Below are 20,477 nucleotides of genomic sequence, written 5' to 3'. Positions count from 1 at the left end.
TTTCTGACATGCAACCGACTTGCATTTCAGACACTTTCTTTACCGATAGTCAGGGTACTTTTCTGTACGATGACTGTTACCTCTACGCTCGTGCCTTATGCCTCGTGCCGGATTTCCGAATCGAGGCTTTTTTTATTTATCAATTTCATAGATCTCAATTTTTTTTATTTTCGCGCCAGTCCTAAAAGCCGTTTATTGAGCCAGTGGTGCCATCCATCCTCGAATTTATCCCAGCCACCAGCATAATAATCCTCTATCCAGGTTTTGGAGGGCACAGTCGAACAGGGATTTTCATTTAGATGATCCATTACCTTAACCATAGTATCGCGACCATCCTCAGTGGCCATTAGGAATGCCACAACAGACCAGGCCATGGAATACATTGTGGCCGGGTCGGCATTGCGCCACTCTATCGGCGTCACTCTCAGAAAGCCTTCCAGATCAGGCAAACGGTCACCTTCCATCATTTGTCTCAAATGCTCTGCCCTCCAGAAAGGAATCTCCTGAGTACGACTCATGGCTTTGGCTTCATAATCAGCGAAGAACTCTGCCAGGCCTTCGTTGAACCACATGGGAGTCCTGCCATAGAGCCCGGCCACGATGACATGCGTTGCCTCATGTCTGGAAACACGAAGTGTATGGGCAGGTGAACGTTGTAGAACAACAGCCTCATTACCATCAGTGGTATAAAATCCGGCCGCCCCAGAAAGCCCAGGTGCCCGCTCGTTCCGGTATTTTTCAAAGTGCCCGGGTTCAACATAGATTTTCAAGTTCAACGCGACTTTTCGCATGTGCTGAATACCCAGATCCTTGGTCAGGTATCGGTAAATTGCCCTGACATCGGTCTCCAGGCGATCTCTAACGCCTGTTGCAATAATTCCGTCCGGTGAGCTGATGTTGAGATCAAAATACGCCAACTCACCTCCGTATTGCTGACTTAAATCTTCGATCCTGGTCTTTTCCGGAGCCTGATCAGAAAAGTGCCTGCGTCCCTCGGAATCAACCCAGGAATAAATCTGCGTTCGCGGCTGCTCTGTAATTTTCCCGGTTTCAGGACGAACACAATTGAAATGTTGCTGAAACAGCTCTCCGATCCTTTGCAGGTCAAGTTGCTCGCGCCCTTCTTCCTCATTGAGAGTCATCGGTATGGACGGAGGCTCCATAACCTGAGGCACTGGAACCACCGGAAGCTCCGGAATTTCCAGTCCAGCCTGGTGCTTCAACCATCGTTTCTGGGCATCGCTCATCAGGGTCCACCCAAGCAACACGCCCAACCCCAGAACCGCGACCAACTGTAAAATGCCTCTCACCACAGGTGGCCCCTCCAGAGACTCCCAATGCTCAATTCAATAAATCGATTAACGCTATTTTGTGACATCTGCTCCGAGCAGATATGACTTCTGTAAACTTTTGTTAAGCCCTTCAACGAATATGTCCTGAAACTTGGTTAACGTTGCCCGACTATAAGGATAAGTTGAAAACAATCTCATGGCGAAGCACCTTTACAAATCCGCACTCTTTGTCACAGTCATCTACACACTTTCGGCCTGTGGTGGTCAGGAGTCCAGTATTCCCGAACGCGAAACGCTAACGCCTCCGGTGGGCAATACCGGCTCCTCCGCCAGTACACTTAATGGCAGGGTCATGGACGGTTATCTCCGGCACGCCCGCGTATGGCTGGATATTAATGAAAATTTCCAGTTGGATGAGGGCGAGCCTAACGTCATGAGTCGTGATGGAGGTCGATTCTCTTTTACCAAAAGCATGATGGGCGACCTGGGGTCACCACGACAATACCGAATGATGGCTCATGTATTACCCGGTATTTCAGTAGATGAGGATGATATGGTGGGTGAAAATGAGGCCCTTGGTATAGTCGAAGAAGGCTATATCCTGAGCAGCCCACCAGGAAACCCTTACATTACCCCCCTGACGACACTGATCGTGGCGGAATATGATTATCTTCAACGACGTGACGGGATCGCAACTTATGGTTCAGCCCACAATAGAGTCAGAACACGGGTAGGGCTTGAATCCGATCTACTGCAGGACTATGTCTCCAGTGAAAACTATGTTCTGCATTCACTGGCCAAATCTCTCATCACTGTGCAACAGGAACTGTACAACGGCCAGAATATGGTGGTGGAAGATAACCTTCTAAGCCAGGTTGACGGCGATGTTGCCGACATGACTGCCGCCAACCTTCTTCGTGCCAGCGCAGAATCACTCACTGGGTTTGCTGAGTGGGCACTGCAGGGGAGTCCAGAGGAGGTCACCACACTCAGGCAGCTGTTGCAGTCCGAAGATGATCTCAAAGCATTGAACTTTGATAACTTTCGCACCGAACTGGAGCATATGGGGCTTGTAGATACAAGCTTTGACAACCCAGCAGTCTTATCCGAACAAAAATGGTATGTCTCTTCAAACTCCACCAGCAGACAAAGGACTGATTCATTTCTGAATACGGCTTATTACTTCCCCATTCCTTCTTCAGCCCAAATCGATTCAAACTACCAGGCACCTGAGTTAGCCGACCTGATCCCTAACAGCAAACTGACAGGACATGTTCAGTTCAGCCGATTTGCTGACGAAAGAGTGTCTACGGCGCGGATTGACGGTGGAGTGGATTATTACAATCGATATACCTACTCCACTGTCCCGTCCCGTGGAGAGGCCGTGATTATTCCTCGGGCTTTCCATAAACTTTTTTCCACAGAGATATTGGAAGCTGATGGAGAGTGGGATCTCATATCAAGCGTCGTCCTGGAAGATTTGAATCCTGATCCGGAAATCGAAGAAGCTGGCGCCGGACTTGCAGTTCATCGCTTTCCCGAAAACCCGTCTTTAACAGAGTTGACTGCTTTATATGTGGATCCGGATGGAGAGTCATACACTGAAATGCTACATGACGAGGCTACTCGTATTTCAGAAGTCACTGACACCGAGTCTTCCACGGTCAAGCTACACTATCAGGCTGATTATGATACCTCCTATGCATTGACCAGGCTTGAGCAATCTTCCGATTACGATTCACAGTTCACCTACCACTGCTACATAGACGACACTTTATCCACAATAAAAGTTTTTTCGACAGACCCCGGTGATTTGGCAACCGCCTGTGCAGCAAGTCCGGATATCGAACTTGTAGAAAAGTTTCACCAGGATGATCTTCCGACCGTAACCTGCCGCTACATTAACGCCACCCCAGGTGAGGCCGGTCCCGATATCCATTTCTGCGAATTTCCCTTACTCGACAGTGAGAACAGGACCGCCATGGTGATTACCCGCAGAAGGCAGGGAGCGGCGATCGTGGAAAACCTCAACCCCAATGATGGTGAACTGATTCTGGTGGAAGAGAGAATATATGCCCCTCTGGCAGATACACTGGAGCAGGAATTTATTATCCCGGACGAAGAAGATAACGGCAGTGTCTTCGATGATATTGCCGGCAGCTCTGATGATGACGAAGAAGAGGAAAGCGAAAACGAAAACGAGGAAAATACCGAAGACGTCAACGCTAACGCACCTCCGGAGACACCGGCACTCAATGCAGGGTATCCTTTTATACTCCTGTAAACTTTTACTTCCGTAATTAATGCTAATCCCGGGCCTGTCGGCAGGCCCTGTAATCATGGTGGCAATCAAGGCATGGCAAACGAATTGAAAAAAATCGGCATACTGATAGCCATCCCCTTGACCATATTTGTTCTGTACTTCCTGTTTTCACCGTCTCCCATCGATCCGGTAGCCTATGAGCCTCCCCCGGCACCGGAGTTGACCGATACCTATGCCCCCAATAACAAACTCGCCCAGAGTGAGTTGATCGCGCTTGGTCAGGTCAAAGGTCCAGAAGATGTTGATGCGGATTCGGAGGGACGCATCGTTGCCGGACTGGAGAACGGTGACATTGTGCGCATCGATAAAAGCGGCAAAAAGGAAGTACTGGTGAATACCGGTGGCCGTCCACTGGGGCTGGAATTTGATGCCGACGGCCATTTATGGATCGCCGATGCAAGGAATGGTTTGCTAAAACTCTCCATTGCAGGATACTCATCCACAGAAACACAGCTGGAAGTAATGGCAACAGAAGCAAACGGCCTGCCTTTCGGTTTTACCGATGACCTGGACATTGATAAAGCCGGCAATGTCTACTTTAGCGATGCCAGCTCCCGTTGGCCGATCGAAAATTACCGTTGGGATGCCATAGAGGCAAGACCCTACGGCAGACTTCTAAAATACGACCCCGTATCCGACACTGTGGAAGTATTGCTGGATAATCTGTATTTTGCCAACGGCGTGGCACTCTCCTCGGATGAGAGCTTCGTTCTGGTGAATGAAACCTGGCGTTATCGTATTGTCCGCTATTGGCTTGAAGGCCCTATGGCTGGCAAACATGAAATTTTTGTCGACAATCTACCGGGTTTTCCGGACGGCATCTCGGGAAATCGTAGGGGAATATTCTGGGTAGCTCTTGCGACCCCCAGAAATTCCCAGCTTGACAGCATTCATCCTTATCCCCTGTTAAAAAAGCTCATCGTCAAATTACCTGATTTCATGCAACCACAACCTATTCACTATGGATTTGTCATCGGCCTGAATGAGGAAGGAGGGGTTGTGTCCAATCTCCAGGACCCCAGTGGTCAACACATTTTTGAGGTGACATCCGTGGAAGAGAGCCAGGGTCACTTGTTATTAGGGACTTTGACCGGAGACAGAATAGGGCGATTAAGCGCGCCTGGAAAATGAAGTTCAGCCGGCGGAGCCAGCCAAGGCGCTGTTGTCGAACTGGTCATTGCCCTTCAGATGGCTTTCGATCATTCGGATCATCTCCCGATGACAGGAAAGCAGGTCTTCGTAGAAATTCACCATTGTAGGTTCAACCACTGGCATGGCTGAAAGCTCCTGAAGTTCTTTCTCTGCAATTCTAAGTTCTACCAGCAATCTCCTGCGCTGGGCTTCTAATGTTGTCATACCAGGTATCCTTTCTACTGCGATGCCGTCTACCGAGTGAAAATATGGTACTGAAATTAAATGACAGAAACTCATTGTAGTTGTTTATCTTACACTCTGCTTGTGAGGAGACTCACACTTTCGTGTAACGTTTTGTTCATTTTTCAACCACCTGTAAAAGCCACAATCTCCAGAATTCCGATGAATCCCTTCTTTGATCCAGTTGTGATCAGGCCGGCCTATTGCAGAAAAAGCGATTTTTCCAGTCTTTGCTATGCTTATTGATAAGCATAATCGTTTATCGTCAACGTACGCGCCCGAGGCTGGACAATAATGAAGGAGCCCTTATGACGCCTGCCAAAATATCTGATGCCAGTAGCATATTCCTGAGCCTGCTGGACGTGCTGGACGATGCGTACTGGGAAGCATCGACTATTGAAAACAAAGACACGGTCTACGATGTATTGAGTCTATTCCATCAGGAAATAGCAGAACTGAATAAACTGAGTATTCAGGACCATCACTATCCCTACGAAATGATCACTGACGGCATTCGCTATGTCAGCCCCAAATTACACGCCTTGCAGAGCAGTGTGGATCATGTGGTCGAGCGCACAACCACCCAGATCAGACTCAAACAGCTACTTAAAAGCGTCATTACCATTATCGACCAACAAAGCAACAAATGGTCTGGGGATGACTGAACCAGGCGACCAGGATTAGGCATCGCACTTGTCGGAAGCCCCCAGGTCCTATTTCATCACCGTAGGTTCACAGTAATGGCTGATCTGTCTTAGTAGCATGGCCAGTACCGGCAGGTGATGGGATACCAGCGACAAGCCAGTCGTGAGCAGGGCGACTGAAATCTGACGTGCCGGATCGGCCCAGCAGAATTTATTGATTAGCCCGATATGGCCAAAAGCCTTCCCAGTATTCGGGCCGTACAACCCTACCGGATCTCCTCCAAGCATTAGTCCCGCGCTGTAACGCATGGGAATCATCATGGTGCGATCAAATGTACAGCCCCCAAACTCCTGAATCGCTCGCTGTACCGTCACCGGTTTGAGAATCTGTTTGCCATTCCAGCATCCGTGATCCAACAACATTTGATAGAACCGACTGACTTCTTCCGCTGTGGCATACATATTGGCTGCGGGGATCACAGCATCCATCCAGGGTGCCTGATTGGAAATGGCCGCAGCCTCTGGAAAACTAGCCCCCAGTGCACGTTTAATTGCCCAGGACACGGGGAATGGCGCATTAGGACCTGTGGCATAGTTTTTAGCCACCAGTTGACGCTGTTGTTTGCCGATCCCATAGGTAAAGTATTTCATTCTCATAGGTTTGCGGATATGAGTATCCAGATACTGCTGAATACTTTTTCCGGTTACCTGTTCCAATACGCGTGCAAGAACAAACCCACCGGTAATGGCGTGATAGGCAAGCTTCGCTCCGTCGACAGCAATAGGCTTGGCATCACAGAGTAAGCGCCAGACTTCATCATTATCATAAAGCGTTTCGACTGGAACCCGAGTCGGCAGGCCGGGTATGCCACCCCGGTGAGACAATATCTGATGAATCGTAATGTTCTGTTTTCCGTGTTTACTGAATTCAGGAAGATAAAAACTCACAGGATCCATCAGATTGATAGCCCCCTGCTCAGCCAGCTTATGCATCAATATCGCAGTCATGGCTTTGGAACTTGAAAACAGACAGACCGGCGTCTCTGTAGTTGCAGGTAAGGTATGATCATGCTTCAGATCACCGGGCCCATTACCTTTTGCAAAACCGATTCCACGGTTAAGTAGAATTTTTCCCCTACGTCGGATACACAGCGTAATCGCAGGTTGCGTACCGGTATGGTACAGCTGCTCGACCGCCTTCCATATTCTGGCTTTACCTTCTCTGGTCACGTCAACACACTCAGGAACCACTTCCTGCTTTTCGTCGATTGTCGTCACCGCATCCATAGGCTCCGAAATATCGGCCAGATTAAACTGCCTGCGAACGAGCTCTAACATAAACAGCCCTTGATCATATGATTATTTTATTTAAGGCAGAGAAAAACTGCCTGAAAGCGCCAGAAAATTTTAACGCGGGAGGCCAGGATCAATCACTATAAATTGAGAGATTGGTACAAGAAATGTGGAGATCTGCAACTTTTCAGCGCAGATCTCCATATCATATTGAGTTCAAACAAAGACAGGCATTGATCGTCGCTAGTGGGGTGTGGGAAAAACTTAGTCGCTTTCTTCTAAGCCGTTTTCCGCACGGACCACTAAAATGTCACCGGTACGTAGTGATCAACCAGTAGTGCAACAAAAAGCAGCATCAGATAAGTAATACTGTACTTGAAGGTATTAATCGCCGCATGAGGACGGGAGTTTCGCCACATGGCAACGGCCCAGTCCAGAAACCTCAAACCCAATACCACAGCCGAAACAAAATAGATCCAGTCACACATGCCGGTGATGAATGGCAACAAGGTCACTGCAAACAGAATCATGGTGTAGAGAAGAATGTGCAATTTTGTATAACGCTCACCATGAGTGACCGGGAGCATGGGAATTTCAGCAGATGCGTATTCAGCTTTGCGGTGTACCGCCAAAGCCCAAAAATGCGGAGGTGTCCAGGCAAATATGATAAGCACAAGCAATAGTGCATGGCCGTCAACAGAATTGGTCACTGCGGTCCACCCAAGCAAAGGAGGTGCAGCGCCAGCCAGCCCTCCCAACACAATATTCTGGGGCGTGGCCCGTTTCAGGAACAGTGTATAAATAACCGCATAACCAATCAGTGAAGCCAGCGTCAGCCATGCAGTTAGCGGATTGACCCACATGACCAGGATGATCATACCGATAATCGCCAATGCAAACGCAAAGAAGAGTGCATGGAAGTTATCCACCCGTCCCTGGACTATCGGACGTTTGCGTGTACGCGCCATGACCGCATCAATTTTCTGATCCACAATATGATTGATCGCCGCCGCCGAAGATGCCATCAGGGCAATCCCGAGATTTCCCCACAACAGGGCGTGCCAGGGAATACCGCTTTCCTGGGCCAGTAGCATTCCGACAACAGAAGTCAGAATCATGAGAGCCACAACTCTAGGCTTGCAGAGTTCATAGTAGTCTCGCCAGGAGGTATCGGATGTTAGCGATAGAGTATGCTTCATGGTTTGTTCTCCTTTACCTCTGTTTGTGGTGCCTGTCGAAGGGCTGTCAGTGTCCAAACCCGATATGCCAACCAGAGACAACTGACCAGCAGAAGTGCGGCAACGGCATTATGGGCAACAGCCACAGCCAGCGGAATGACGGCTACCACGTTCGTGATGCCCAGTCCCACCTGTATCGACAGAAGAACTGCTGTCAACAGAATAGGGATACGCAAATCTGTCTGTCTTGCTCTAAACCAAATAAAAAACAAGGTAATACCCAGCAGGAGGGTCACCGCCAGTGCACCTATTCGATGCGTCATGTGTACGGCAACTCTGGCATCATGATGCAGCATCCCGCCAAGATAGTTTGGTCCGATAGACTGCATGACGTTGAAGCCATCCTTAAAATCCATTGCAGGCCATGCCTCACCATTACAGGCCGGGAATCCAGTACAGGCGACAGCTGAATAGTTTGAGCTTACCCAGGCGCCCAAAGTGATCTGAATAGCCAACAGAAAAATAGACGCGGCCAATAGGGGTTTTGCTTTCTGAATGGAGTACTTCTGTTTTTGCGACACCCTGACCGGTTGATCCAACAACCTCATGCAGAGAATCGCCAGCACACTGAAGGTGGTAAAGCCTCCGAGAAGGTGCGCCGTCACGACTTGCGGCCAAAGCTTCAGGGTCACCGTCCACATACCGAACAGCCCTTGAATAACAACCAAAGCGGCAAGGAACAGCGTGTGTTTTCTAGGCAGGAGTGTCTGGGCGATCACGCCGGATTGATCTACCGGACGTTTCTTATAGGCAAGTGCTGCAAGACCAAAAATTAACAGGCCGAGCGTACTGGCAAGATAACGATGAATCATCTCCGGCCAACCCTTGGCAACTTCAACAGGTGCATGGGGAAAGCGGGCTTCTGCTTCCGCAATCTCATGAGCCTCATTAGGTACTGTGATAAACCCATAACATCCAGGCCAGTCAGGACATCCCAGTCCGGCATCGACCAATCGGGTATAGGCCCCGAGTATAATCACAGCAAAAGTCCAACAGGTTGTGGCTACTGCCAGCCTTCGCAACCAGACAAGCCGGAACTGGGTAGCTAGCGGATAAACCTGTTTGGGCGGCGCGACATAATCCATCACATTGCCTCTTATTTTTCTTAATTGTTCTTATTCTCCAGCAGGTTCTCTTAACCTGCGCGGAAGTCTTCTATCCCTGGATGACTGACGATGACCGTCAAACTCACTCTAACCAATCTTGGAAACTTTGAGAAGCCGTTTCAGATCATCAAGAATATCATTCCCTGAATGCTTCTCTGTGTACTGCATCATGATATTCCCCAATGGGTCCATCAATAGAATATCGAAGTCGTTCAGACCCAGACCATGTTTTGAAAGAGTCTCCTTCAATCCTTCAAATTCATCGCTGCTAAAGCGCATACGGACCATAGATTCGTGCCCTTTCATAGCCTGTTCCACCCCGTTGATGTCCTCCGGTACTAGCAACAGGCGGGTCACTCTGTCCACTTCTTTACCTAGGGCAATGTTGATCTGGCGGGTCAGGTATAAAGCCTCTTCACATCTGTCAGAACATATGCCGGTTCCAACCACCAGCATGACCCACTTGGATTTACCATCATATTGAATAAAGCCCGGATCTGTCTGTTGTATCTCTCGAACCCCCCAATCCTCAGCCGGAACAGGTGGAAGTATCAGAGATCCATGGTTAGTTGTGCCACCGGGAATTCCGATCTTGCCGAAATACATCACCATGGCCAATATTAGCGGCGCTGCTGCTAATATAATTAACCCCCAAAGTTTCAGGCGGCCATTTGAGGGAGTCTGGGGTTGTTCTTCCAACATCTCATTCATCGCTACGTCCTACTATTATCTTCAGGCCTTTTGCTACCTTTGGAGCCACATGCTTTGGTGCCACAAAATAGTTAACTTCAGACACATCATTCATCCATTGAAATAATCGAGGTGCTGCACACCACTTCCTTCAGTCATCAACTCAGGAATCCATGACTGCTTTTTCCGGCTTGAACTGCAACCAAGCCACCAAACCAGCCAGCACGATGGCCATGGCAAACCATTGAACAGCATATCCAATATGTTTTTCGGGGCCTACCACTACCGGCTGCCAGTTCTGCTTATAGACTCCTCGTTGTCCTGGCAACAATCGCAGTATCCAGGATGACAATGGCACGCCAGCCATCTCAGAGACTTCGCCGATCTCGATTTGTTGTACGCGATAGGGCGAATTCACAAGAGGCTCGCTTTCACCCAGAATGACAGACGATGAAATATGGTCGGCCCGCCCCTGGAGAATCAAATTTCCTTCCGGCCGATCGATAGCAGGTAATATGTTGCGGTCCAGATTTCCCGCGACCCATCCCCTGTCTACTAGGACACACTCCTTACTATCCTGAGGAGCATGAGTAGCCGTGTTCAGACAGAAAGGGGTAAATACCCGATACCCGAAGCGCCCCCCTTCTATCTGATTGTCGAGCAACCAGTCCTGATCCAGAAAGCCTCCTTCCAAACGAACTTGAGCGAAATCAATGGGCGAGTTGAGGAATGACATCCAGTCTCGGGGAGGTTGGTCAATTTGATCATGAAAACGCTCCAGGGCCATTTTTTTTTCATCGGCTCGCTGAAGTTGCCACGCCCCCATTCCCAGAAGAGCAGGAAACAATATTCCAAACAGACACCAGAGTTTCCAGTTCAAACTGGCACCTTCAGGCAAAGCATTTGTGAAGCAAAAACAACTATCCAGCACTTCTCATGCTTCGCTGTCGAGTCAGCGGCAGGTTTGCTATATTGATGAAAAAACAAATTACATGGCTGATCTATGAAAATACTTATCGGGCTCTTGCTAATCGGCGCCATCGGCAGCCTGTTCAGCGGACTGTTTTTTCTTGTGAAGGATACCAGCAGCAGCGACCGCACAGCCAAAGCCATGACCTTTCGGGTGGGGTTTTCACTTGTACTGATACTACTGGTCATTATTCTCCTGGCCACTGGCCATCTGGAACTTAATCCCACGCCCTACTGACATCCTTTTCAATCGAGATCTTTCAATCCAGACTAAAACGCTGCCGATTCGCAGCGTTTTCTGGCACCCTCGGCATATAATCTGCCAACGGATGCCAATTCAGAATCTGTTACCTCTGTTCTCCAGAGCCTACATAATGTAGACAAAGACGAACAGGCATACCCATACCACATCTACAAAATGCCAATACCATGCAGCCGCCTCAAACCCGAAATGCTGCTTAGGGGTAAAGTGACCTTTCATGTAACGCATCAGAATCACAAACAGAATGATGGCTCCAAGGGTAACGTGCATGCCATGAAAGCCTGTCAGCATGAAGAAGGTGGTACCGTATATACCGGAGGAAAGCGTCAGATCCAGATACTGATAAGCATGAATATATTCGTAAATCTGGAATCCCATGAATATAGCGCCCAGCAGAACAGTTGCCGCCAACCACAGTTTTACTTTGCTGCGCTCGTCTTTCTTGATGGCATGATGGGCAATCGTAATCGTGACACTTGAGCTTAACAGCAGCAGGGTATTCAGCAGTGGAATCTGCCACGGACTGATCACCTCTTTCGGTCCAGGGAACAGGTTGGGATCAGGATTACTCAGCAATGGCCAGGCACGTTCAAATTCCGGCCACAATAACGTATTCATGGCGCCATCGCCTTCACCTGCCAGCCAGGGCACAGCTAGAAAACGGGCATAAAACAGGGCACCGAAAAATGCCGAGAAAAACATCACCTCACTGAAAATAAACCAGCTCATCCCCCAGCGGAAAGAACGATCCATCTGTTCGCTGTAGAGCCCGGCCATACTTTCTTTGGCCACACTGCCAAACCAGCCGAATAACATGTAAATCAATACAGTGAAACCGATTCCGAACATCCACCAGCCAGTGGTCGGGTCGGTCCCCTGAGTGTTGTTCATCATGACCGTTCCCACACCAACCAGGGTCAGGAATAATCCGACGGTGGCAATAATGGGCCACTTGCTCTGTTCTGGTACGTAATAACTTTGCTGAGTCGCCATAGGTCCTCCTGTGGCAGTTAGCTCTTTGTTTTTGTTGTTTTTTCGGTCACATCAAACAGCGTATATGAAAGTGTCAGCGTATGCAGACGGTCTGGCAGGTTCTTATCTACCAGGAAGATCAGCGGCATATTGATATCCTCACCAGGCTGCAGAGTCTGCTGGTTGAAACAGAAGCATTCCGTCTTATGAAAATATTCGGCACCTTCAGCAGGTGAAATGCTGGGGACTGCCTGCGCCACCATGATCTTTCCCGTCGTATTCTTGGCGTAGAATTCCACTTTCATCTGTTCGCCAGGATGTACCTTGATTTCCCGAACCACGGGCTTGAACTGCCAGGGCATGTTCTCATTGTTGTTAGTCAGGAATTGCACACGGATACGCCGGGTGTCATCCACTTCAATTGTGGAGGACACTTCGTACCGGCCACCAGTCTTACCATTTAACCCGGTGATCTCACAGAACACCTCATATAACGGTACCAGCGCAAATCCAAAACCGAACATGCCCACAACGACACCAAGCGTCCAGATAACAACCTTCCGGTTACTTTTCTGACCTGTATGAGTATTGTCATCAGTCACTGTCGGGCTCCTTTCAATATCCTTATCTGCCTGATCTGCTTGCTACTTCACCTGAGGTGGTTCGCTAAAGCTATGGTATGGCGCAGGTGAGGGCAGGGTCCATTCCAGCCCATCAGCACCTTCCCAGACCTGGGCAGTCGCTTTTTTACCGCCACGAATACATTTCAGCACGATAAACAGGAACAGTAACTGGGTTGTCCCGAACAGGAACGCCCCCATACTGGATACCATGTTGAAATCGGCAAACTGCATCGCATAGTCAGGAATCCTGCGTGGCATTCCCGCCAGACCGACAAAATGCATTGGGAAGAAGGTCAGATTCAGGCCGATAAAGGACAGCCAGAAGTGAGCCTTGCCCAGTGCTTCGTCATACATGTGACCAGTCCACTTGGGCAGCCAGTAATAGGCAGCGGCAAAGATCGAGAAGATAGCGCCTGGCACCAGAACATAATGGAAATGAGCCACCACGAAATAAGTATCGTGATACTGGAAGTCCACCGGTGCGATCGCCAGCATGAGTCCGGAGAATCCGCCAATGGTGAACAGAATCACAAATGCAATGGCAAACAGCATGGGGGTTTCAAAGGTCAACGAACCACGAAACATCGTCGACACCCAGTTAAATACCTTCACCCCGGTGGGGACGGCAATCAACATGGTGGCGTACATGAAAAACAGCTCCCCGGCCAACGGCAATCCTACCGTAAACATATGGTGAGCCCAGACCACAAAGGACAGAATCGCGATTGACGCTGTGGCATATACCATTGACGGATAACCAAACAGTCTCTTGCGGGAGAAGGTTGGAATAATCTGCGAAGCCACACCAAAAGCCGGCAGAATCATGATATAGACCTCTGGATGTCCGAAAAACCAGAACACATGCTGGAACAGGACCGGGTCACCGCCACCAGCAGCCGAGAAGAAGCTGGTATCGAAGTGAATATCCATCAACATCATGGTGACTACCCCAGCGAGTACTGGCATAACCGCAATCAACAGAAACGCTGTAATCAGCCAGGTCCAGACGAACAGGGGCATTTTCATCAGTGTCATGCCCGGCGCCCGCAGGTTTAGAATGGTCGCGATTACGTTGATAGCCCCCATAATCGAGGATACCCCCATCATATGCACACCGAAAATGAAGTAAGTAACGCTTGGTGGCGCATAGGTGGTGGAGAGAGGAGCATAGAAAGTCCAGCCAAAGTTGGGCGCTCCACCTTCCATGAACAAAGAAGACAACAGGAGCGCGAAGGCAAACGGAAGAATCCAGAAACTCCAGTTATTCATCCGCGGCAGCGCCATGTCCGGCGCTCCTACCATCATGGGGATCAGCCAGTTGGCCAATCCCACAAATGCGGGCATGACCGCACCAAATACCATGATGAGACCATGCATGGTCGTCATCTGGTTGAAGAACCCCGGATCAACAATCTGCATCCCCGGCTCGAACAGCTCCGCCCGGATGACCAGCGCCATGGTGCCGCCGATCAGGAACATAATAAAACTGAACCACAAATACATGGAGCCGATATCTTTGTGGTTGGTGGTATATATCCAACGAGTCAGCCCTTTGGCCGGACCGTGATGATGGTCGTCGTGATGTTCGCCAACTACCGCACTCATGGTCACTCTCCTCTAATGTCTGTTGTTATCGTGTTTGAGAGGCTTTGGCTTTAATTGAGCCACAGGCGCTAATCAAATCCTTTTACTTGCTCTGGGCAATTTCCTGTGGTGACACCATGTCACCCTTGTTATTACCCCAGGCATTACGTTCATAGGTGATCACGGCAGCCAGATCCACTTCACTCAGCTGCGGACCAAACGCCTGCATCGCGGTCCCCGAAACACCATTCACAACAACATCGATATGATTTTCTATCGGCCCTAGAGCCACTGCACTGTCTTTAAGTGCTGGGAAGGCCGGAGGTAGTCCCTCGCCGGATGCCTGGTGACAGGCGGCACAACTTTTGTTGTAAACCTGTTCGCCACGTTCTACGAGTTCCTCCAAGCTCCATTGCTTGTTTTTCAACTCGTATTCCTGGCGGGCCAATTCCTGCTTGGCCAACACCCACTCCTGATACTCTTCATCAGACACAGCTTTTACCACAATGGGCATAAAACCGTGATCTTTGCCACAGAGTTCGGCACATTGTCCGCGGTAGATACCAGGCTCTTTAACGATTGCCCAGGCTTCGTTGATGAAACCCGGAATCGCATCCCTTTTGACCGCCAGATCCGGAACCCACCAGGAGTGGATAACATCATTGGCTGTTACCAGGAAGCGAACTTTTTTATTGACGGGAATAACGACAGGCTCATCCACCTCAAGCAGGTAGTTTTCGCCTTTATCGTCACGGTTGTAGATTTGATCCTGAGGGGTGGACAGGTTGCTGAAGAACCCGAAGTCTTCCTGCAGGTAGTCGTATTTCCATTTCCACTGATATCCGGTGATCTTGATATCCAACTCAGAATCACTGGTATCGTACATTTGAATCAATGTACCGGTAGCAGGAATGGCCATACCAATCAAAATAACGAAAGGTATGATCGTCCAGATGATTTCAACGGTGGTGCTTTCATGAAACTGCGCAGGCTTGGCCCCCTTACTCTTCCGGTGAGCAAATATTGACCAGAACATGACTCCGAAAACCACGATCCCTATGATCACGCAGATCCAGAAAATTGTCATGTGGAGGTTGAACACAGACTCACTGACATCAGTCACCCCCCTGGTCATATTGACCTGCCAATCGGCATGGGCGAATTCAGTCACAGCAAGACATGGCAAAGCCAACGCTATCAAGCGTCTTCTTGACAACATATAGGTGTCTCCACAGTGTTATTTGTTATTGTTACTGCCAGACACTTCCCAATTCGAACTGCTATGTAGGAAGTCGAATGCAAGGTGCAGGCTCAGTATAGACATTTTTTAAGCTGGCTGGCAAATGTTCAATTCGTGTCAAAATGAAATGTCTAGTAGATTGATTTCATGCACAAAAATGTCGCAGCCCTGTCATAATCACAGCGTCTTTTCTGGCTTTTCACGGAATTAAATGTCCTTACATCTTCGATTATGGTCACTTGCGTGGCCCTTGATTCTTAGCAATATCACCGTGCCTTTGCTGGGTTTGGTGGATACCGCTGTGCTCGGCCATCTGGAATCACCGGTCTATCTCGGAGCCGTTGCCCTCGGGGCGAACCTGTTTACGTTTATTTTCTGGGCATTCGGATTTCTGCGGATGGGGACAACGGGATTGAGTGCACAAGCCTGGGGCGCGGATGATGAAAAAAAACTATATCGCGGCCTTGCACAGGCTTGCATCATAGCGCTCGGCATTGGTTTTCTGTTGTTTGCCAATCAGTTCTGGATTTTGCCGCTGGGTCTGAAACTCATGCAGACTTCCAGTGAACTTTGGTCTCAAGCCGAAATGTACGCGCAGATACGCATATTCAGTGCCCCTGCCATTTTGATCCAGTACACCATCACGGGCTGGCTAATCGGCTGCCAGCGAACCCGTTCGGCATTATTTCTGGCCGTCAGCACGAACATTGTGAATATCATACTGGATCTGCTTCTCGTCGTTGGATTCGGTATGAGGGCTGACGGTGTGGCTCTTGCCACCACGGTAGCCGAATATTATTCAGCGATTATCGGCATCATCCTGTGCTGTCGGGGCAAAATGCCGATCATCACCAACACTCTGACCAATCGCGAATTCTGGCAAATTGACCCCTTTATTCAGCTATTGAAATTCAATTCAGATCTGTTTATACGCACCATTCTGCTACTTTTTTCTTTCGCATTCTTTGTCGCCCAGGGGGCCCAGATGGGTGCAGATGTGTTGGCAGCCAATGCAGTATTGCTAACCTTTTTGATGTTGACCTCCAACGCCCTGGATGGTTTTGCCAACGGAGCAGAGGCCCTATGTGGTGAAGCAATCGGCAAATCAAACCTGGACCACTTCCACGAGGCCGTAAGAATCAGCGGTTTCTGGTCACTTCTTACCGCTATGGCGGTCTCTATAAGCTTTTGGCTACTCGGAGAATGGATTATAACTTTACTTACAGACATACCCTCTGTAAGACAGCAAGCACTTACTTACATCATTTGGATGATTGTGCTCCCACTGGTCGGTGTATGGGGATATCTGTTTGACGGCGTATTCGTCGGTGCGACCAAGGCAAGGGAAATGCGCAATACGATTCTGCTATCGGTCCTGGGTGTCTTCCTGCCCTGCTGGTGGTTGACCCAATCCCTGAATAATCATGGACTTTGGCTATCCATGACGATCTTTCTGGGCAGCAGAGGCCTGATTCAATGGTGCTACTACCGTCACATAACCCAGCATCAACGCTGGTTAAACACAAATTGAATTACGCAGGTTATCCCAGCGTTGTCTACACTGAAGAAATTAAGTAAACAAAGACTCAGATTGAACAGTCAATACCGGGCACGAGGGTCTGTTGAGATTGCATCTGGCGCCCAACATTGAGTCCAGCAATGGGTCGGTGGCATTGTCCAGCAACCCGGCGCGAGGAGAGAAGTTGAGTGCCTTTGAATAAATTTAATACAGCAGAGAACGGATATATCTTATGCTTAACCCAATGGGCTGGCCGTCTGACAACACGTCAGCAGCCACTATGGAAAATGGACATCGGATGAGCCTAGAAGCAGTATACGGGATCATCAACCAGGCCAAAGGAACAGAACTCAAGACGAACCACTACGCCAACTGGCTGGTAAATCAACTTGAGTCCCTACATCGCGTAATTACGCTAAATGGGCCAGAACCGGTTGCCGATCTCGGACAGTTTGTCGTTCACTATATCGAACTGGCGCCTCGTATTATTGAGTGCGTCGCTGATTGTGCTGCGTCAAGCCGAACCATAAAACTGTTTCAGCCGTTTATCGCCTTATCCATCAATTATTTTGTACATCCATCTGTACTAGTGTTACGACACACAGGTCTGGATGGATTATTGATCCGTGCCTATCAGGCTCATCGGCTGATTGAAGAGTTGTACGAAAACAATCACAGTCTGCGCAACAGCCCCATATGTGAGCTGCAGGCAACTCAGGCAAATCTGCTGGCTCACCACCTGATTGGAGAACCCTTTGCCAATGAAATTGATCAGGCAATACAGGTGACTCTAAGGCAGTTAGTCAGCATGCCTGACTACTATCATCTGGATTTGACCAAATACCTGGAACTGACCAATGACGCACGCTGGCAACCCGTAAATGACGCCTGGACTCACTTACTGGAAAACCATGGTATCGATCTGAATTTTATGCAAGGGGCCTGAGATATCCATGGGTTGTTATGGTTTGTTACCGGATTCATCCTCGTTTTTGGATTTGCCCGGCATCCGGGGGAAAAATTTGATTGGCTGAGCCTTCACCTCTGCGACCGGCTTTTTCCGGGTCACACGGGTTTCTGGTTCCTCAGGTCCACCAGGCAGCTGAGTGTCCGCATCACGCAACTTCTCGTGAAAACCGCAATCCACGCATTCACGTATCTGCCGCGCATGTTCGTCAACATATGACACGATACGGTCCATGGCCCCGCAACGGGGACACACAGCACCGGCAATAAAGCGTTTGACCACACTCACTTGGATGATGCCTCCGGAAGAATGCCGCTATGCCGTAATAATGGGTCCACCTCCGGAGGACGCCCACGAAATGCCACGAACAACTCCATAGGCTCCTGACTGCCACCTTTTTCCAGAATACAGTGCAGGAATTCACGTCCAGTTCTCTCATCAAATACGCCGTTTTCCTCGAACTTGGAAAAAGCATCGGCTGCCAACACTTCCGCCCATTTGTAACTGTAATAACCCGCAGCATAGCCGCCAGCAAATATATGGCTGATGCTGTTAGGGAAGCGATTAAAGGCGGGGGTTTTAATAACCGCCACCTTTTCTCTGACTTCATTCATCAGACCAAGAACGTCGAAGTTTTCTTCTCCGGTATATTCGTGATGCAGGCGAAAATCGAACAGCGCGAATTCCAGTTGCCGTACCATCATCATCGCAGACTGAAAGTTTTTTGCTGCCAGCATTTTATCCAATAAGTCTTTAGGGAGAGGTTCTCCTGTTTCGTAATGCCCTGAAATCATTGCCAGAGCCTCCTCCTCCCAACACCAGTTTTCCAGAAACTGACTGGGCAGCTCAACCGCATCCCAGGCCACGCCATTAATGCCGGACACTTCATAACTATCGACTTGAGTCAGCATATGGTGAAGGGCATGACCAAATTCATGGAATAACGTGGTCACTTCATTGTGGGTCAACAGAGCTGGATGATCATCCGTAGCTGGAGCAAAATTACAGGTGATAAACGCAACAGGCTTCTGGATATTGCCATTATCCAACCGACGCCGTACTGCATAATCTGCCATCCAGGCGCCACCACGTTTATTCTCCCGGGCATAAAGATCCATATAGATACTGGCGATTTCCCGCCCGTTTTCTATCACCTTGAAGTAACGTACATCAGGATGGTAGGTTTCAAAACCTTCCACTGCTTCAAAGGTCACACCAAACAGGCGCTCAACAACAGTAAACATACCGTTGATCACTTTGGCAGCAGGGAAATAGGGTTTCAGTTCTTCCTCTGATATGGCGTAACGCTCTTGTTTCAGTTTCTCTGCATAGAAACTGACATCCCAGGCTTCAACGTTATCATGGCCCTGCTCCCTGGCGAATGATTCAAGCTCTTCAAACTCACGACGCGCGTGGGCAATGGACTTTTCCGCAAGATCATTCAGAAAATCCAGGACTTCCTGTGGGGATTTAGCCATTTTAGTAGCCATGGAATAATGCGCATAAGTCTCAAAACCCAGCAGTTTCGCCTTCTCCTGCCGCAGCTTTAAAATATCCTGCATGATTCTGGAATTATCAAAGCGCCCGGCATGAGGTCCCTGATCCGAGGCCCGGGTGTTATAGGCTTCATACATCTCCCGACGCAGTTCACGGTCCTCTGCGTAGGTCAGGACAGCGTAGTAGCTCGGGAAATCCAGTGTCAGCACATATCCTTCCAGATTACGGCTTTTAGCCGCTTGTCTGGCACCCGCCAAGGCGGATTTTGGAAGCCCCCTAAGTGCGCTTTCAGAATCCAGATGCTTACTCCATGCTTGTGTGGCATCTAGAACATTATCACTAAATTTGCTACTAAGTTCGGCCAACTTCTGCGAAATCTCTTTATATTTCGACTTTTTTTCTTCAGGAAGATCAACCCCCGCTAGATGGAAATCCCGCAGAATATTGGTGATGGACTTTTGCTGGGCCTCGTTCAGTTTTTGAAACTCATCGGAGTTTTTTATTTTCGCATAAGCCTCATAAAGCCCTTTATTCTGCCCAATTTCGGTACTGTACTGGGATATCTCCGGAATACAGGCATTATAGGCCTCCCGTAGGGCCTCACTATTGAGCACACTATTCAGGTGACTGACTGGAGACCACATCTGGTTGAGTTGATCAGACATATCATCCATGGGTTGCGCCAGAGAATTCCAACTCGCTTCCGGATTTTCCACCAATTTCTCTATGAGCTGGCGGTTATTGTCCAACAGCTCAACCAGTTTCGGTTTAATCTGTTCCGGAGTTATCGAAGAAAAGGCAGGGAGTTGGGGGTCTGCTAGCACTGGATCTGTCATCAGCCATATCCTGATCAATTACGTGAACTTTGTTATGTTGGGTTAACG

Annotated in this window: 19 protein-coding genes; 6 read left to right on the top strand and 13 right to left on the bottom strand. The window is 49.1% G+C overall.

Annotated elements, in window-relative coordinates; all coding sequences use genetic code 11:
- Positions 1-164 precede the first annotated feature (164 nt).
- Complete coding sequence (locus F566_RS0122040) at positions 165-1,313, bottom strand: DUF1570 domain-containing protein (protein ID WP_020409207.1); 1,149 nt, start codon at positions 1,311-1,313, stop codon at positions 165-167.
- Between the two features lie 175 nt (positions 1,314-1,488).
- Here F566_RS0122040 and F566_RS0122035 point away from each other — a divergent pair, with 175 nt between their 5' ends.
- Positions 1,489-3,576, top strand: coding sequence for a hypothetical protein (locus F566_RS0122035; protein WP_020409205.1), 2,088 nt, complete (start codon positions 1,489-1,491; stop codon positions 3,574-3,576).
- A gap of 72 nt (positions 3,577-3,648) precedes the next feature.
- Positions 3,649-4,746: an SMP-30/gluconolactonase/LRE family protein gene (locus F566_RS0122030; protein WP_020409204.1), complete on the top strand. Its 1,098-nt coding sequence runs from the start codon at positions 3,649-3,651 to the stop codon at positions 4,744-4,746.
- Between the two features lie 3 nt (positions 4,747-4,749).
- Here F566_RS0122030 and F566_RS0122025 read toward each other — a convergent pair whose 3' ends face one another.
- Positions 4,750-4,971, bottom strand: coding sequence for a hypothetical protein (locus F566_RS0122025; protein WP_020409203.1), 222 nt, complete (start codon positions 4,969-4,971; stop codon positions 4,750-4,752).
- Between the two features lie 326 nt (positions 4,972-5,297).
- Here F566_RS0122025 and F566_RS0122020 point away from each other — a divergent pair, with 326 nt between their 5' ends.
- Positions 5,298-5,654, top strand: coding sequence for a hypothetical protein (locus F566_RS0122020; RefSeq protein WP_020409202.1), 357 nt, complete (start codon positions 5,298-5,300; stop codon positions 5,652-5,654).
- A gap of 48 nt (positions 5,655-5,702) precedes the next feature.
- Here the strand turns inward: F566_RS0122020 and F566_RS0122015 are convergent, their stop codons facing one another.
- From F566_RS0122015 to F566_RS0121995, 5 genes are all read right to left on the bottom strand, one after another.
- On the bottom strand, positions 5,703-6,971 hold the full coding sequence (locus F566_RS0122015; RefSeq protein ID WP_020409201.1) for a serine hydrolase domain-containing protein: 1,269 nt from the start codon (positions 6,969-6,971) through the stop codon (positions 5,703-5,705).
- Positions 6,972-7,228: 257 nt separating this feature from the next.
- A complete protein-coding gene (gene cyoE, locus F566_RS0122010; RefSeq protein WP_020409200.1) occupies positions 7,229-8,125 on the bottom strand; it encodes a heme o synthase in 897 nt (298 codons plus the stop codon).
- Positions 8,122-9,249 (bottom strand): COX15/CtaA family protein, encoded by a 1,128-nt coding sequence (locus F566_RS0122005; RefSeq protein WP_020409199.1) that lies wholly within the window; start codon positions 9,247-9,249, stop codon positions 8,122-8,124. The genes cyoE and F566_RS0122005 overlap by 4 nt, the downstream gene beginning before the upstream one ends.
- Before the next feature lie 108 nt (positions 9,250-9,357).
- Complete coding sequence (locus tag F566_RS0122000; protein ID WP_020409198.1) at positions 9,358-9,981, bottom strand: hypothetical protein; 624 nt, start codon at positions 9,979-9,981, stop codon at positions 9,358-9,360.
- Positions 9,982-10,123: 142 nt separating this feature from the next.
- Positions 10,124-10,840 carry an SURF1 family protein gene (locus tag F566_RS0121995; RefSeq protein ID WP_157496993.1) on the bottom strand — a complete coding sequence of 239 codons (717 nt, stop codon included), beginning with the start codon at positions 10,838-10,840 and terminating at the stop codon, positions 10,124-10,126.
- Positions 10,841-10,963: 123 nt separating this feature from the next.
- Here F566_RS0121995 and F566_RS0121990 point away from each other — a divergent pair, with 123 nt between their 5' ends.
- Positions 10,964-11,167: a twin transmembrane helix small protein gene (locus tag F566_RS0121990; protein WP_020409195.1), complete on the top strand. Its 204-nt coding sequence runs from the start codon at positions 10,964-10,966 to the stop codon at positions 11,165-11,167.
- A 129-nt stretch (positions 11,168-11,296) separates the two neighbouring features.
- On the opposite strand, the gene F566_RS0121985 is transcribed toward F566_RS0121990, so the two are convergent.
- From F566_RS0121985 to coxB, 4 genes are all read right to left on the bottom strand, one after another.
- Positions 11,297-12,184 carry a cytochrome c oxidase subunit 3 gene (locus tag F566_RS0121985; RefSeq protein WP_020409194.1) on the bottom strand — a complete coding sequence of 296 codons (888 nt, stop codon included), beginning with the start codon at positions 12,182-12,184 and terminating at the stop codon, positions 11,297-11,299.
- Between the two features lie 17 nt (positions 12,185-12,201).
- Positions 12,202-12,765, bottom strand: coding sequence for a cytochrome c oxidase assembly protein (locus tag F566_RS0121980; protein ID WP_020409193.1), 564 nt, complete (start codon positions 12,763-12,765; stop codon positions 12,202-12,204).
- Between the two features lie 42 nt (positions 12,766-12,807).
- Positions 12,808-14,391 carry a cytochrome c oxidase subunit I gene (gene ctaD, locus F566_RS0121975; RefSeq protein ID WP_020409192.1) on the bottom strand — a complete coding sequence of 528 codons (1,584 nt, stop codon included), beginning with the start codon at positions 14,389-14,391 and terminating at the stop codon, positions 12,808-12,810.
- 82 nt (positions 14,392-14,473) lie between these two features.
- Positions 14,474-15,589 carry a cytochrome c oxidase subunit II gene (gene coxB / locus F566_RS0121970; protein WP_020409191.1) on the bottom strand — a complete coding sequence of 372 codons (1,116 nt, stop codon included), beginning with the start codon at positions 15,587-15,589 and terminating at the stop codon, positions 14,474-14,476.
- 232 nt (positions 15,590-15,821) lie between these two features.
- Here coxB and F566_RS0121965 point away from each other — a divergent pair, with 232 nt between their 5' ends.
- On the top strand, positions 15,822-17,141 hold the full coding sequence (locus tag F566_RS0121965; protein ID WP_020409190.1) for an MATE family efflux transporter: 1,320 nt from the start codon (positions 15,822-15,824) through the stop codon (positions 17,139-17,141).
- Between the two features lie 220 nt (positions 17,142-17,361).
- Positions 17,362-18,075, top strand: a complete 714-nt coding sequence (locus F566_RS0121960) for a hypothetical protein (RefSeq protein WP_020409189.1) — start codon at positions 17,362-17,364, stop codon at positions 18,073-18,075.
- Between the two features lie 15 nt (positions 18,076-18,090).
- Here the strand turns inward: F566_RS0121960 and F566_RS0121955 are convergent, their stop codons facing one another.
- Complete coding sequence (locus F566_RS0121955; protein WP_020409188.1) at positions 18,091-18,384, bottom strand: YheV family putative zinc ribbon protein; 294 nt, start codon at positions 18,382-18,384, stop codon at positions 18,091-18,093.
- A complete protein-coding gene (gene prlC, locus F566_RS0121950; protein ID WP_020409187.1) occupies positions 18,381-20,429 on the bottom strand; it encodes an oligopeptidase A in 2,049 nt (682 codons plus the stop codon). The genes F566_RS0121955 and prlC overlap by 4 nt, the downstream gene beginning before the upstream one ends.
- Positions 20,430-20,477 lie beyond the last annotated feature (48 nt).

It is taken from the genome of Hahella ganghwensis DSM 17046 (assembly GCF_000376785.1).
Lineage (GTDB): Bacteria > Pseudomonadota > Gammaproteobacteria > Pseudomonadales > Oleiphilaceae > Hahella > Hahella ganghwensis.
The sequence above is the reverse complement of the archived record's forward strand: the minus strand, read 5'-3'. Positions and strand labels throughout refer to the sequence as shown.

Bases quoted from the DNA above. Each gene is read 5' to 3' on its own strand.
- F566_RS0121990 (WP_020409195.1), top strand. From the start codon at position 10,964: ATGAAAATACTTATCGGGCTCTTGCTAATCGGCGCCATCGGCAGCCTG.
- ctaD (WP_020409192.1), bottom strand. From the start codon at position 14,391: ATGAGTGCGGTAGTTGGCGAACATCACGACGACCATCATCACGGTCCG.
- F566_RS0122025 (WP_020409203.1), bottom strand. From the start codon at position 4,971: ATGACAACATTAGAAGCCCAGCGCAGGAGATTGCTGGTAGAACTTAGA.
- F566_RS0121985 (WP_020409194.1), bottom strand. From the start codon at position 12,184: ATGGCGACTCAGCAAAGTTATTACGTACCAGAACAGAGCAAGTGGCCC.
- F566_RS0122035 (WP_020409205.1), top strand. From the start codon at position 1,489: ATGGCGAAGCACCTTTACAAATCCGCACTCTTTGTCACAGTCATCTAC.
- prlC (WP_020409187.1), bottom strand. From the start codon at position 20,429: ATGACAGATCCAGTGCTAGCAGACCCCCAACTCCCTGCCTTTTCTTCG.
- F566_RS0122005 (WP_020409199.1), bottom strand. From the start codon at position 9,249: ATGGATTATGTCGCGCCGCCCAAACAGGTTTATCCGCTAGCTACCCAG.
- cyoE (WP_020409200.1), bottom strand. From the start codon at position 8,125: ATGAAGCATACTCTATCGCTAACATCCGATACCTCCTGGCGAGACTAC.
- F566_RS0122015 (WP_020409201.1), bottom strand. From the start codon at position 6,971: ATGTTAGAGCTCGTTCGCAGGCAGTTTAATCTGGCCGATATTTCGGAG.
- F566_RS0122000 (WP_020409198.1), bottom strand. From the start codon at position 9,981: ATGAATGAGATGTTGGAAGAACAACCCCAGACTCCCTCAAATGGCCGC.
- F566_RS0121960 (WP_020409189.1), top strand. From the start codon at position 17,362: ATGCTTAACCCAATGGGCTGGCCGTCTGACAACACGTCAGCAGCCACT.
- coxB (WP_020409191.1), bottom strand. From the start codon at position 15,589: ATGTTGTCAAGAAGACGCTTGATAGCGTTGGCTTTGCCATGTCTTGCT.
- F566_RS0122020 (WP_020409202.1), top strand. From the start codon at position 5,298: ATGACGCCTGCCAAAATATCTGATGCCAGTAGCATATTCCTGAGCCTG.
- F566_RS0121965 (WP_020409190.1), top strand. From the start codon at position 15,822: ATGTCCTTACATCTTCGATTATGGTCACTTGCGTGGCCCTTGATTCTT.
- F566_RS0122030 (WP_020409204.1), top strand. From the start codon at position 3,649: ATGGCAAACGAATTGAAAAAAATCGGCATACTGATAGCCATCCCCTTG.